The following is a 13855-nucleotide window of genomic DNA, read 5'->3' on the forward strand; positions in this document are numbered from 1 at the left end:
AGGCGACCCGGTGTGCGGCGAGGTCGTCGACGGCTCGCCGGTTTCCTCGCCCCCCACTTCGGTCACGGAGGCGGTAGCGGCGCGCCTGGCGCCGGGGGTGCTCCAACGGGTGCGGGCGGCGGCGCTCCGACGGGTGCCGGCGCTGGCGCGGGAACGCCGGGCGCGGGACCGCCCGGCACCGGGGCGCCGGGTTCGGTGCCGCCCGGCGGCGGAGCCACCGGGACCGTCGTCGGCGGACCCCACGGAATCGTGATGCCGGGCGCCACTTCGATCGTCGGCTGGATGACGGTCTGCGACGGCGGAGTGACCTCCGTCGAGGGAGCCGTCGTCGACGGCGGCGGCGGCGCCTGCGGAACACCGGCGTAGCCGCCGATCTCCTCGGGCTTGGGGAACGACTCGTTCTCGGTGTCCTCCAACGCGCCGTCCATCGTTGCCTTCCAGATGTCCGACGGCAGACCGGAGCCGTAAACCGGTGAGCCCCACTTGTTTTCCAGCGGCTTGGTGCCGTCGGTGGTGCCGACCCACACCGCGGTGGACAGCGACGGCGTATAGCCGACCATCCACGCGTCGCGGTTGCTGTCGGTGTCGCCCAGCTGGTTGGTGCCCGTCTTGGCCGCCGACGGGCGACCGCCGGCCAGCGCATGACCGTTGGAGTAAGCGGCGATCGGCTGCATCGCCGAGGTCACGTTGTCGGCGACCTTCTTCTCGATCCTCTGCTCACCCGAGTTGTCCTGCTGCGACGCGTCGAACAGCACCTCGCCCTCGGAGTTGACGACCTTCTGCACGAAATGCGGTTTGTGGTACACGCCGGAGGCGGCCAGCGTGGCATACGCCGACGCCATGTCGATCACGCGGGACTGATACTGGCCCAGCACGATTCCGTTGTTCGGCGGACCGCCCTGCCCGTCCTCGGACAGGGTGTGCTCGACGCCGGGGAAGCTCTCGGCGATGCCGGCCTGGTGCGCGGCGTCGGCGACGTCCTGCGGACCGTTCTTCAGCTTCAGCATGAGCCGGTAGTAGCTGGTGTTCAGTGAACGCTTCAGCGCCTCGGCGATGTTGCACGTGCCGCAGCCGCCGCCCTCGACATTGGTGATCTTGATGCCGTTGACTTCCAGCGGCGAGCTGTCGACCTGGGTGCCCAGGCCCATGCCCTGCTGCAGCGCCGCGACCAACGCGAACACCTTGAACGACGACCCCGTCGGCAGACCGGCCTGGGCGAAGTCGAAACCGTTGGCGTCGGTGCCGCCGTAGTAGGCCTTCACCCCACCGGTGCGGGGGTCTATCGACACGATCGCGGTGCGCATGTCGGGGTCCTGGCCCTCGAGGTACTCCGAAGCGGCCTCCTCCGCCGCCCGCTGCGCGTTCGGGTCGATGGTCGTGGTGATCTGCAGGCCTTCGGTGTTCAACGTCTGCTCGTTGATGTCGAAGAGCTCGAGCAGTTCCTTCTGCACCTGCCGTTCGATCAGGCCGTTGGGCCCCGTGGTCTGGTTCTGCGAGCGCGCCAGGTCGGGCGGGACCGTCGCCGGGAACACCTGCGCCGCCCGCTCCTCGGGCGACAGCGCGCCGATCTCGACCATGCCGTCGAGCACCCAGTTCCAGCGCGCCGTGGCGCCCTCGGGGTTAACCGCCGGGTCGAGCGCCGACGGCCGCTGGATCAGCGCGGCCAGCAGCGCGCCCTCGGCGACGTTGAGCTGTTCGACCGGTTTGTTGAAGTACGCCTTGGAGGCAGCGGCTATGCCGTAGGACCCGCGACCGAAGTAGATGATGTTCAGGTACGACTGCAGCACTTGGTCTTTGGACCACTCGCCGGACATCTTCGTCGAGATGACCAGCTCCTTGGCTTTTCGGATCAAGCCCCCGACGCCGGAGCGCTCGGAACCGACCAGCGCGTTCTTGACGTACTGCTGGGTGATCGTCGAGCCGCCCTGCAGGTCGCCGCCGAACAGGTTGTTCTTGATGGCGCGCGCGAAACCGGTGAACGAGAAGCCCGGGTTCGAGTAGAAGTCGCGGTCCTCGGCGGCCATCACCGCGTTGCGCGCCTGCACCGGAATCTGGTCGATGTTGACGTCGACACGGTTGCCTTCGGGCGGAACGATTTTCGCGAGCTCGCTGCCGTCGCTGGCCAAGATCGTCGACACCTGGTTGGTGCGGATGTCCCCGGGTTTGGGGACGTCGACGATCATGTAAGCCATTCCGAACGTGATGAGCGGCAACACGATGAACACCGCCGCCGCGATGAGGCCGCCGCGACGCACCCACGTCCAGTTGATCTGGCTGGGCAGCCCGCGCCGCGGACCCGACGGGCCGCTCGGAGGCCCACCCCCGCCCGGCGGTCGGGGCGGCGGAGGTGGCGGCGTCGGGGGTTTACGCGTCGGAGTGCCGTCCAGCGCCGCCTTGACGACGTCGACGGGATCGCGCAGGTGCGGCGGACGGGCCTCGCGCACCGGCGGCAGCACCGAGGTGTGCCGGTCGTCGGGCGGCATCGGCCGTGTCCGGGAATCCGCCGGCAGTCGGTGTTGCGGTCCGTCGGGGGACGGGCGTTGCGGGGGTGCGTCGGCGGCGGGGCGCTGTTGCGGTGCCTCCCCAGGAGGCCGGCGTCGGCCGCCGTCGCCGGTGTTGGGTTTCGGCGCGCTCACGCCATCAGCCCCGTGTCCTGAACGGACATCGTTGACTGACCGGTCGTGGCGCCCTTCGCTATTCACTGGCCGTGCGCGCCCGTGAGCGCGCGGTTCGAGTGCCGGGCTTTCCCTTGGGTGGTGGGACCGCACCGAGCACGTACGACTTGACCAGGTGATTCCAGCTGCAGGTGCGGCATACCTCCACCACGTGTACGGAGAACTCGTCGTATCGGGACGCCAGCAGGACCAACTCCTCGGCCGTTCGTGCGGAACCCGATACCGGGCCAAGATGGTCGCCGAATACCCACGACACCAGGGTGAGCTGTTCTTTCCGGCAGATCGGACACGTCACCGAACTGGGTTTGCCGTGGAATTTGGCGGCGCGCAGCAGATAGGGATTGGCGTCGCAGACCTCGGAGACGCCGGTGCGTCCCGAATAGACCTCGGCCAGCAGGGACCGTCGCCGAAGTGCGTAGTCCACCACCTGTCGCTGCAATCGCACGAGGACCAGAGTACGTCGGCGATGCGACTACCGGAGCGTGACGGCACGGTCACGCCCCTCTCTAAGGTGTCTGATCTGGACCGACGGCAACAGCAATCGGCCGTGTGCGGCGAACTTGAGGAGACTCGATGTTGGACGGGCGCGACTTCGCCCTCGACGGTGGGCCCTCCGGTGAAGGCTCGAGCCGATTCACCCGCGACCTCGGCGAACAGTGGTGCTTTGACGGTCGGGCCTTCGGCGGCTATACCTCCGCACTGGCGCTGGCCGCGATGTTCGCGCACAGCGGTCGGCCGGCGGCGGCGTCGCTGTCGGTGACCTTCGTCGACGCCGGAACGCCCGGCCCGCTCGAGATCGACGTCCGCAGCATCCGCGGCGGACGTACCGCCGCGGCCGTCGAGGCCACCATCCGCCAGCGGGAGCGCACCATTCTCATCGCGAACAGCTGGTTCGCCGACGGTTGGCTCGGACCACCATCGGTCGATGCACCCGTCCCCTTCGAGCGTTACGCCGTCCCGCTGCCGGAACCGGAGTCGGCGCCCCCGCTGGACTGGATCGGCCAGGAGTACCGGTCGCTGCGGTTCGCCCATCGGCGCGGCCTGGACTATCCGGCCAGCCTGACCCGCTTCGCGGACCGTCGGCCGGAGGTGGCGCTGTGGGTGAGCGCCGAAAGCGATTCGCCCGGGGACCCGCTTACCCATCCGCAGATCGCCGACGTCCTGCACGCGGACGCACACCTCTTCGATGCGCCGGGCAAGGTCAGCGGATTCGTCGACGCCTGGCTGCTGAGTCTGGACCTAAGCCTGGTGTGGCAGCCCGGGGCGCACCTGGTGCCGTCCACCGCATGGCGGCTGCTCGAGGCGCGGGGTTCGGTCGCCAGCGGAGGTGTCTCGGCCTACGGTTCGCTGCGCGGCTCGGACGGATCGCTGCTGGCCGTGATGACTTCACAGGGACTCATCCGCTGACTTTTGCTTCTACGATCATCGGCGTGGCAACCCGGCAGACATCGGCGACGCGGGCCAAAGACAGCGACCGCAACGACACGTGCCAGATTCTCGACAGCGCCTTGGCCGAGGGCCAGCTGTCGATGACCGAGCACGGCGAGCGAGTCAAGGCGGCGACGACCGCGACCACGCTCGGCGAGCTGCAGGCGTTGGTGGCCGACCTTCAGACCAACAACGCACCGGTGCAACTGCCCACGCTGAAGAAGCCGCGGGTACTGCCCATGGCCGGCAGCGGCTGGGGTCTGCGTCTCGCGGTGGCCGGTGTGCTGGTGGTGCTCGGCATCGCGATCGGATGGGGTCTCTACGGCAACACCCCGTCGCCGCTGAACTTCACCTCCGACCCGGGTGCGAAGTCCGACGGCATCACCCCGGTGGTGCTGACCCCGCCCAAGCAGTTGCACTCGCTCGGCGGCCTGACGGGTCTGCTCGAACAGATGAAGCAGCGGTTCGGCGACACCAACGGCTACCGGCTCATCGTCTATCCGGATTACGCGTCGTTGACCCGGCCGGATCCGAACGAGGAGCGCCGCGAACTGATCTACACCTACCGCGGCGGCTGGGACGATCCCTCGTCGTCCTCGAAGACCAGCGATGCCGTCGAGGTCGACCTGGGCAAGTTCGACGCGAAGACGGTCGTCGGCGTTCTGCGCGGGGCCCCGGAGACGCTCGGCATGAAACCCGAGGACGTCACGAGCACCTATCTGTCCATCGATCCGGCCACCGACCCGACCACTCCCGGGGCACTGTCCATCGACGTCTACGTGTCCAGCGACTACGGCAGCGGCTACATCGAACTGGCCGGTGACGGCACGGTCAAGCAGGTCAACTACCCCGGCTGAGGCCCGCAGCGTTCGCGCGACGGTAACCCAACGTTCGCGCCGAATATATCGGCGCGATACTATGGTGCGAGGTGTCGAACCGCCGTAACGGACCAGCAAAGGGGGTGTCTTCAGTGTTGGAACTCGCCATCCTGGGACTCCTGCTGGAATCGCCGATGCACGGCTACGAACTTCGCAAGAGATTGACGGGGTTGCTTGGCGCCTTCCGCGCATTTTCGTACGGATCGCTTTATCCCGCCTTACGGCGCATGCAGAACGACGGGCTGATCGTCGAGGATGCAGCGCCGGACGGCACCCCGAAGATGCGCCGGGCGCGACGCGTCTACCAGCTCACCGAGAAGGGCAAGCAGCGCTTCTCGGAACTGGTGGCCGATACGGGCCCACAGAACTTCTCCGACGACGGATTCGGTGTCCATCTCGCCTTCTTCAACCGCACCCCAGCCGAGGCCCGGATGCGGATCCTGGAGGGGCGTCGTCGTCAGGTGGAGGAACGCCGCGAGGGTCTGCGTGAAGCCGTTGCGCGGGCCAGCAGCTCAATCGACAGGTACACCCGGCAGCTTCATCAGCTGGGGTTGGAGTCGAGCGAGCGCGAGGTGAAGTGGCTCAACGAGCTGATAGCGGCGGAACGTCTGAGCCAAGGGCGCTCAGACAACACTGTGCAGCCCTAGGCAGAACCGAACCAATTACGACAGGGATTACGAAGGGAAGAGACGTCATGTCATCCAACGGAGAGGTGCGGGTCGCGATTGTCGGCGTGGGCAACTGCGCGTCCTCGCTCGTACAGGGCGTGCAGTACTACCACGATGCCGACGAGACGGCGACCGTGCCCGGCCTGATGCATGTGCGCCTCGGCCCCTACCACGTGCGCGACGTCAAGTTCGTCGCCGCCTTCGACGTCGACGCCAAGAAGGTCGGCTTCGACCTGTCCGAGGCGATCTTCGCGTCAGAGAACAACACCATCAAGATCGCCGACGTGCCGCCGCTGAACGTCACCGTGCAGCGCGGCCCGACGCTCGACGGCATCGGCAAGTACTACGCCGACACCATCGAGGTCTCCGACTCCGACCCCGTCGACGTCGTCAAGGCGCTCAAGGATGCTGAGGTCGACGTCCTGGTGTCCTACCTTCCGGTCGGCTCGGACGAAGCCGACAAGTTCTATGCCCAGTGCGCGATCGACGCCGGCGTGGCGTTCGTCAACGCGCTGCCGGTGTTCATCGCCTCCGACCCGGAGTGGGCCAAGAAGTTCGCCGACGCCGGTGTCCCGATCGTCGGCGACGACATCAAGAGCCAGATCGGCGCGACGATCACCCACCGCGTGATGGCCAAGCTGTTCGAGGACCGCGGCGTGCAGCTCGACCGCACCATGCAGCTCAACGTCGGCGGCAACATGGACTTCCTCAACATGCTCGAGCGCGAGCGGCTGGAGTCGAAGAAGATCTCCAAGACTCAGGCCGTCACCTCCAACCTGCAGCGTGAGTTCAAGACCAAGGACGTGCACATCGGCCCGTCCGATCACGTCGGCTGGCTCGACGACCGCAAGTGGGCCTACGTGCGGCTCGAGGGCCGCGCGTTCGGTGACGTGCCGCTGAACCTGGAGTACAAGCTCGAGGTGTGGGATTCGCCGAACTCGGCCGGTGTCATCATCGACGCCGTTCGCGCGGCGAAGATCGCGCTCGATCGCGGAATCGGCGGCCCCGTCGAGGCGGCCTCGGCCTACCTGATGAAGAGCCCGCCCAAGCAGCTGCCCGATGATGTGGCCCGGGCGCAGCTCGAAACCTTCATCGAGGGCTGAGGCTCTTTCGTCGATACCGAAACCGACGTTTTGGCGGATTTGTGCGAGTGCGGACCGCCACTACGTCGGTTTCGGCGTTTTGTAGGGTCACCTGATGACCGACATCTCGCCTGACGACGAACTGGCTGCGCTCGACGAGTTCACCTTCCTGCGGGAAAACGCGCGCCAGGCCGGTGTCGAGGCGGTGCCGCCGGTGAAGCGTATCGACGCCGGGCCGATCAGCTCCCTGAAGTTCGGCGACGCCTCGCCGCGGGTGGTCTTCCTGCACGGCGGCGGACAGAACGCGCACACCTGGGACACCGTGATCGTCGGGCTGGGCGAGCCGGCGCTGGCTATCGACCTGCCCGGGCACGGCCGGTCGGCGTGGCGCGAGGACGGTGACTACGGCCCGAAGAACAACGCCGTCGCGATCGAACCCGTCGTGCGCACACTGGCTTCCGACGCCTCACTGGTGGTGGGCATGTCGCTGGGCGGCCTGACGGCGTTGCGTCTGGCCGTCGCGGCGCCCGACCTGGTGCGCAGGCTGGTGCTGGTCGATGTGACGCCGTCGGCGCCCGAGCGACACACCCAGATGACCGAGGCGCAGAAGGGCACCGTCGCTCTGGTGCAGGGTGACCGCATCTTCCCCTCGTTCGAGGCGATGCTGGACAAGACGGTCGCTGCGGCGCCGCACCGAGACCGGGAATCGTTGCGGCGCGGCGTGTTCCACAACGCCAAGCGGCTCGACGACGGCACCTGGACCTGGCGCTACGACGAGATGCGCAAGGGCGAGGGCTTCGAAGGGCTGTGGGACGACGTCCCGCGGCTGGAGGTGACGACGACGTTGGTGCGCGGCGCCAACTCGTTCTTCGTCAACGACGACGATGCCGCCGAGTTCGCCCGTCGTGCACCGGGATTCAAGGACGTACAGATCGTCGAGGATTCCGGACACTCAGTGCAGAGCGATCAGCCGGGCAAGTTGATCGAAATCCTGCGGGCGGTTCTGGCCGAATAGCTCGCGCGGCGCGAGCGACCGCAATTGTTCGCGGATCGGCGGCGTGTCGCCGGACAGACACGGCCGCTCGCGAGTGGGGCGCAGGATGCTGCGTACGGTTGAAGCGTGAGCTATCCGATCCGTGTCGGCGTGCAACTGCAGCCGCAGCACTCCCCGAAGTACAGCCATATCCGCGACGCGGTCCGACGCTGCGAGGACCTCGGTGTCGACGTCGCGTTCAACTGGGACCACTTCTTCCCGCTCTACGGCGATCCCGACGGTGCCCACTACGAATGCTGGACCATGCTGGGCGCCTGGGCCGAGCAAACATCGCGCATCGAGATCGGTGCGCTGGTGACCTGCAACTCGTACCGCAACCCCGAGCTGCTGGCAGACATGGCGCGCACCGTCGACCACATCAGCGACGGCCGCCTGATCCTGGGCATCGGTTCGGGTTGGAAGCAGAAGGATTACGACGAGTACGGCTACGAGTTCGGCACCGCAGGCAGCCGGCTCGACGACCTCGCCGAGGCGATGCCGCGCATCACGTCGCGTCTTTCCAAGCTCAATCCGCAGCCCACCCGCGACATCCCCGTCCTGATCGGCGGCGGCGGTGAGAAGAAGACGCTGCGTCTGGTCGCCGAGTACGGCGACATCTGGCACAGCTTCTCCGACAGCGGCGAATATCCGCGCAAGGCCGAGGTTTTGGCGGGCCACTGCGCCGATGTGGGCCGCGATCCGAACGCCATCGAGCGGTCGGCCGGCGTATCGGGCAAGACCGCCGAGGCCCTGATCGGCGAGGCCGACGCGCTCGCCGACCTCGGCGTCACGATGCTGACCGTCGGGGTCAACGGACCCGACTACGACCTGTCCGAAGCCGAGGCGCTGGTCCGGTGGCGCGACCGTCGTCGAAACGAAGGCGGCTGAACCGGCGTAACCCCTCCCGGCGAGGCGTGGTGCGTGAGAGACTGTCGCCGCCATGCCCAAAAAGTATGGGGTCAAGGAAAAAGACCTTGTGGTCGCGCACGTCGTGAACCTGGTCCTGACCGGCAAGCTCCGGTCGGGTGATCGGATCGACCGCAACGAGATCGCACAAGACCTCGGTTTGTCGCGCGTGCCGATTCAAGAGGCCGTCGTGCAGATGGAACACGACGGCATCTTGTCCACCCGGTACCACCGCGGTGCCTTCGTAGAACGCTTCGACGAGGCGTTCGTGCGTGAGCACCATGAGCTGCACGGCTTCCTGACCGGCATGGCGTCGGCGCGCGCCGCCGCCGAACCGGATCCCGGCGTCCTCGACCGGTTGGGCGCGCTGACCGACACGCTGCGCGGCACCCGGGAGTCGCGCGCCTTCTACGACGCCGCATGGCAGTACCGCACCGTGATCACCGACGCGTACGCAGGCCCGCGGCTGACGGCGTTGATCCGATCGGTCCAGGCCTTCACGCCTCGAGCGTTCTGGGTGACATATCTGAGCGATCACGACGAGATGCTGCCGTTCTACGAGGACGAGACCGCCGCAATCCGCGGCGGCGACGAGGAGGCCGCCCGCAACGCCTGCGTCGCCCGCAGCGAGGCGATGGGCCGCATCATGGTCACCGAACTGGTCCGACGGGGTGTGCTGCGCGGGGCGGGCACCTCGCCGGTGACGTTCTGATCGAGCCCAACCCGGCGAACGTGCGGCCCTGACCGATACGTTGCAGAGATGACCCCGTTCGCGCGGTTCGGCAACATCTTCGTGGTGGCGCTCGTCGCGATGCTGGTGACCGGCGTCGGCGTGGCCGGGCCCGCGCACGCCAACGTGGACCAGTGCGCACCTCCCGGCATCGAGAGCGCCAGCGCGCTTCCGACCAACCTGGCCGCGGCGGCGACCGGGCCCGACGAGGACCGGTACACCACGCCATCCGTGGTGCCAGTCGCGGCGGTGGACGTGAACGCATTGGGACTGATCCAGCCGGGCACGCTGACCGTCGGCACCTTGTCGGACGCGCCACCGAGCATCTGCATCAATTCGGAGGGCCAGTTCACCGGCTTCGACAACGAGGTACTGCGCGCGATCGCCGACAAGCTGGGCCTGCGGATCAACTTCGTCGGCACCGAGTTCTCCGGGCTGCTGGCCCAGGTGGCGGCGCGCCGCTTCGACGTGGGGTCCTCGTCGATCACGACGACCGAGCCACGTCGCCGCACCGTCGGTTTCACCAACGGCTATGACTTCGGCTACTTTTCGCTCGTCGTACCCACCGGGTCGCCGATCACCGGCTTCGACAAGCTCGCCCCCGGGCAGCGCATCGGCGTGGTGCAAGGCACCGTGCAGGAGTCGTACGTCATCGACACCCTGGGCTTGGAGCCCGTCAAGTACCCGGACTACAACACCGTCTACGCCAGCCTGAAGACCCGGCAGATCGACGCGTGGGTGGCCCCGTCCCAACAAGCGTCGGGGACCGTGCAGCCCGGGGATCCGGCCGAGATCATCGAAAACACCTTCAGTCTGGACAATTTCGTCGCATGGGCGGTGGCCACGGAGAACCGCCCGCTCATCGACGCGCTGAATTCCGGGCTGGACGCGGTGATCGCCGACGGCACCTGGGCGCGGCTGTACACGGAGTGGGTTCCGCGGGCGCTGCCACCCGGCTGGAAGCCGGGGTCCAAGGCGGCTCCACCGCCGCAACTGCCGGACTTCAACGCGATCGCCGCCGAGAACCAGCAACCTGCGACCGGGCCTGCGGCGCCGAAATCGGCGCTGGCTCAACTGAAGGACTCGTTTCTGAACTGGGACCTGTACCGGCAGGCGATTCCCGACCTGTTGAAAACCGGTCTGCCGAATACGTTGATCCTGACCGTCAGCGCAGCCGTCATCGGCCTGGTGCTGGGGATGCTGCTGGCGGTCGCGGGGATCTCGCGGCACCGCTGGCTGCGGTGGCCGGCGCGGGTGTACACCGACATCTTCCGTGGCCTGCCCGAGGTGGTCATCATCTTGTTGATCGGCCTCGGCGTGGGGCCCATCGTGGGCGGCCTGACCGGCAACAACCCCTTTCCGCTGGGCATCGCCGCGCTGGGCCTGATGGCCGCGGCCTACGTCGGCGAGATCTTCCGTTCCGGCATCCAGAGCGTCGAGCCCGGCCAGATGGAAGCCTCACGCGCACTTGGCTTCTCGTACACCGCATCGATGCAGCTGGTCGTGATACCCCAGGGCGTGCGACGGGTGCTGCCCGCGCTGATGAACCAGTTCATCTCGCTGCTGAAGGCCTCGTCGCTGGTCTACTTCCTCGGGCTGGTGGCCGACCAACGTGAGCTGTTCCAGGTCGGGCGCGACCTCAACGCGCAGACCGGCAACCTGTCACCGCTGGTGGCCGCGGGCTTCTTCTATCTGATGCTGACCGTGCCGCTGACGCATCTGGTCAACTACATCGACAACCGGTTGCGACGAGGGCGAAAGCCCTCCGAGGAGGATCCGCTTCCGATGGCGACGTCTCAGGAGATGATCTGATGCGCACGTCCGGTTTCGATCCGGTGTCGTTGAGCGCCAACGACATCCACCTATCGTTCGGCCCCAACCCGGTGCTGCGCGGGGTCGACATCGACGTGCCCGCGGGCAGCACCACCGCGGTGATCGGGCCGTCGGGGTCGGGCAAGTCCACCCTGCTGCGCACGCTGAACCGCCTCCACGAGCCCGACCGCGGCGACATCCTGCTCGACGGCCGCTCGGTGCTCGCCGACAATCCCGACCAGTTGCGCCAACGCATCGGGATGGTCTTCCAGAACTTCAACCTGTTCCCGCACCGCAGCGTCCTGGACAACGTGACCCTCGCGCCGCGCAAGCTCAAGCGGCTCAGCGCCGAGGAGGCCCGCGAGCTCGGGTTGGCGCACCTGGAGCGCGTCGGCTTGCGCAACAAGGCCGACGTGCGACCGACGACGCTGTCCGGCGGGCAGCAGCAGCGGGTGGCGATCGCGCGGGCGTTGGCGATGGCGCCGCAGGTGATGTTCTTCGACGAGGCGACCTCGGCGCTCGACCCGGAGTTGGTCAAGGGCATCCTCGCGCTGATCGCCGACCTCGGCTCCGACGGCATGACCATGGTGGTGGTGACCCACGAGATGGGCTTCGCCCGATCGACCTCGGATGCCGTGGTGTTCATGGATCACGGCAAGGTCGTCGAGGCCGGACCGCCGGAGCAGATCTTCGATGCGGCCGAAACCGAACGTCTGCAGCGGTTCCTCTCGCAGGTGCTGTAACCGGGCCTCTGACGACTTTGAACTAACGCGTCCGTCACGCAACCTGGCATCACCTGACAGGTTAGACTGCCGAAATTATGGCGGAAGTCGTAGAACCGCAGGTCGCGGAGCTGTCAGGAGAGCTGCAGCGGGTTCTGTCCCGCGTGTTCTCCGTGCTGCGTCGCAGCGACACCAGCCGCACCGACGCGGGAGACCTCACGTTGGCCCAGCTCTCGATCCTGCTCACGCTGCTGGAGCAGGGCCCGATGCGGATGACCGACCTGGCCGCCCACGAGCGTGTTCGCACGCCCACGACCACGGTGGCGATCCGCCGACTGGAGAAGCTGGGCCTCGTCAAGCGCTCCCGCGACCCGTCCGACCTGCGGGCGGTGCTCGTCGACATCACCCCGGAGGGTCGCGCCCAGCACCAGGAGGCCCTCGAGGTTCGGCGCGCGCATCTGGCCAGCCTGCTGTCGCGGTTGAGCCCGGAGGACATCGAGACTTTGACCAAGGCCATCGACCCGCTCGAGCGGCTGGCCGAGTAGCGGGCTAACCGAGCCAGTCCAGGACCGCGGCCGCCGTCCACGACTGCTGCATGCTGCCCAGTGGCTCGCCGGTGAAGGGTTCGTAGTATTCGGCGAACGTCCCGTCGCTGGCCTGGCGCAGTCCCTCCTGGCGCAGCAGACGCGCGCGTTCGGCCCAGCCGCGGCGCGCGAAGCACCACGAGAACAGCCACGTCATCACCGGCCACACCGGCCCGCGCCAGTATTCGCGCGGGCGGAACTCGCGCGACACCGGCGAGGTGGACGGAATGCAGGCGTACTTGAGGTCGGGGTGAGCGCAGAAGCGCGGGCCCTCCAGCAGTTTCACCAGCGTGCGTTCCTTGTCGTGGGGCAGACCGCCGCACAGCAGCGGGGCGAACTGCGCGACCGTTTCGGTGGCCACCCACTTGCCGGTTCGCACGTCGAAATCCCGTGCTGCGCCGGTTCTTTGGTCGGTGGCGTCGATGACGCCGTCACGGAACCGCTGGCCCCACGCGTAGAGGTCGCGGACGTCGGCGCGGGGGCGGCCGTAGTCCTCGCCGATCTCGGCGAGCACGTCGCAGGCGACCGCGAGGACAGCTGAGACGAACACATCCTCGACCGCGAAACTCATGACCTTGGGCAGCAATTCGTCGTCGTAGCGGGCCGACTTCATCTCCTCGAGCAACCACAGGTAGCGGTCGTACTCGAGGTCGGACGGACGCTGGGTCGCGTCGGTGACGATCGTGTTGTCCTCGCGCTGGTACTCGGGCACGTTGCCCGGAATCACGTTGGCATAGGCGCTGTCCCAGCGCGGCGAGTTGTCCATTCCCGACTCCCAGCCGTGGTACAGCGTGACGCGGCCGTGTTCGTTCGGGTCGCGGGCCTCGGCGAGCCAGCGGTGCCACTTGACGAGGTCGGACCAGCGGCGGTCCAGGAACGCCTCGGCCACAGCGCGGGTGGAGCGGCCGCGGGTGCGGGCGTGATCGAGGATGCGCTGCACGGCGATCGCGTGCACCGGCGGCTGGGTGATACCGGACGTGTGCCGGTTGCGGGGTGCGTGCGCGGCCAGTGCGGACGTGGCCCAGCGCGCCGGGCCGGGAAAGTAGCCGTCGACACCGTTGGCGAAGACGATGTGCGGGATCATCCCGTTGGTCCACTGCGCCGAGAGCAGGGTGTCGAGTTCGACGACCGCGCGCTCGACGCTCAGCGGGGCCAGCCCGATCGCCACGAACGCCGCGTCCCAGCTCCACATGTGCGGGTACAGCAGCGGTGCCGCGGTGGTCATCGTGCCCAGGTCGTTACCCCGCAGCAGGTACGCGGCGCGGGCCGCGAGCTGGGTGGGCGCAAAGCTGTGGTCGGGTGGCATCCGTTCCATGATGCGACGCTTCGCCGCCGAA

Annotated in this window: 13 protein-coding genes; 10 read left to right on the forward strand and 3 right to left on the reverse strand. The window is 67.7% G+C overall.

Going from position 1 to position 13855, the window contains the following annotated elements:
* Positions 1–62: 62 nt before the first annotated feature.
* Positions 63–2483, reverse strand: a complete 2421-nt coding sequence (locus A5759_RS06110; RefSeq protein WP_068195155.1) for a transglycosylase domain-containing protein — start codon at positions 2481–2483, stop codon at positions 63–65.
* A 211-nt stretch (positions 2484–2694) separates the two neighbouring features.
* Positions 2695–3120, reverse strand: coding sequence for a DUF5318 domain-containing protein (locus A5759_RS06115; protein ID WP_064346105.1), 426 nt, complete (start codon positions 3118–3120; stop codon positions 2695–2697).
* 128 nt (positions 3121–3248) lie between these two features.
* On the opposite strand from A5759_RS06115, the gene A5759_RS06120 reads away from it, so the two are divergent.
* The 10 genes from A5759_RS06120 to A5759_RS06165 all read left to right on the forward strand — a co-directional run bounded on the left by A5759_RS06120 (position 3249) and on the right by A5759_RS06165 (position 12479).
* The gene (locus A5759_RS06120) at positions 3249–4082 is read left to right on the forward strand and encodes a thioesterase family protein (RefSeq protein WP_068195159.1); all 834 of its coding nucleotides are present in this window, start codon (positions 3249–3251) and stop codon (positions 4080–4082) included.
* A gap of 23 nt (positions 4083–4105) precedes the next feature.
* A complete protein-coding gene (locus A5759_RS06125) occupies positions 4106–4960 on the forward strand; it encodes a DUF1707 domain-containing protein (RefSeq protein WP_068195162.1) in 855 nt (284 codons plus the stop codon).
* A gap of 113 nt (positions 4961–5073) precedes the next feature.
* The gene (locus tag A5759_RS06130) at positions 5074–5628 is read left to right on the forward strand and encodes a PadR family transcriptional regulator (protein ID WP_064346166.1); all 555 of its coding nucleotides are present in this window, start codon (positions 5074–5076) and stop codon (positions 5626–5628) included.
* 47 nt (positions 5629–5675) lie between these two features.
* Positions 5676–6752, forward strand: coding sequence for an inositol-3-phosphate synthase (locus tag A5759_RS06135; RefSeq protein ID WP_064395143.1), 1077 nt, complete (start codon positions 5676–5678; stop codon positions 6750–6752).
* A 94-nt stretch (positions 6753–6846) separates the two neighbouring features.
* Complete coding sequence (locus A5759_RS06140) at positions 6847–7746, forward strand: alpha/beta fold hydrolase (RefSeq protein WP_068195165.1); 900 nt, start codon at positions 6847–6849, stop codon at positions 7744–7746.
* Positions 7747–7851: 105 nt separating this feature from the next.
* Positions 7852–8652: an LLM class F420-dependent oxidoreductase gene (locus A5759_RS06145; protein WP_068195168.1), complete on the forward strand. Its 801-nt coding sequence runs from the start codon at positions 7852–7854 to the stop codon at positions 8650–8652.
* Between the two features lie 52 nt (positions 8653–8704).
* On the forward strand, positions 8705–9382 hold the full coding sequence (locus A5759_RS06150; protein WP_068195171.1) for a GntR family transcriptional regulator: 678 nt from the start codon (positions 8705–8707) through the stop codon (positions 9380–9382).
* 99 nt (positions 9383–9481) lie between these two features.
* A complete protein-coding gene (locus tag A5759_RS06155; RefSeq protein ID WP_156616833.1) occupies positions 9482–11212 on the forward strand; it encodes an ABC transporter substrate-binding protein/permease in 1731 nt (576 codons plus the stop codon).
* Positions 11212–11955: an amino acid ABC transporter ATP-binding protein gene (locus A5759_RS06160; RefSeq protein WP_068195175.1), complete on the forward strand. Its 744-nt coding sequence runs from the start codon at positions 11212–11214 to the stop codon at positions 11953–11955. The genes A5759_RS06155 and A5759_RS06160 overlap by 1 nt, the downstream gene beginning before the upstream one ends.
* A 77-nt stretch (positions 11956–12032) precedes the next feature.
* Positions 12033–12479: a MarR family winged helix-turn-helix transcriptional regulator gene (locus A5759_RS06165; RefSeq protein ID WP_066843289.1), complete on the forward strand. Its 447-nt coding sequence runs from the start codon at positions 12033–12035 to the stop codon at positions 12477–12479.
* Positions 12480–12483: 4 nt separating this feature from the next.
* Here the strand turns inward: A5759_RS06165 and A5759_RS06170 are convergent, their stop codons facing one another.
* Entirely contained in the window at positions 12484–13824 is a 1341-nt protein-coding gene (locus tag A5759_RS06170; protein ID WP_068195246.1) for an amylo-alpha-1,6-glucosidase, read from the reverse strand.
* Positions 13825–13855 lie beyond the last annotated feature (31 nt).

The organism is Mycobacterium sp. 852014-52144_SCH5372336 (assembly GCF_001665615.1).
Taxonomy (GTDB): domain Bacteria; phylum Actinomycetota; class Actinomycetes; order Mycobacteriales; family Mycobacteriaceae; genus Mycobacterium; species Mycobacterium neumannii_A.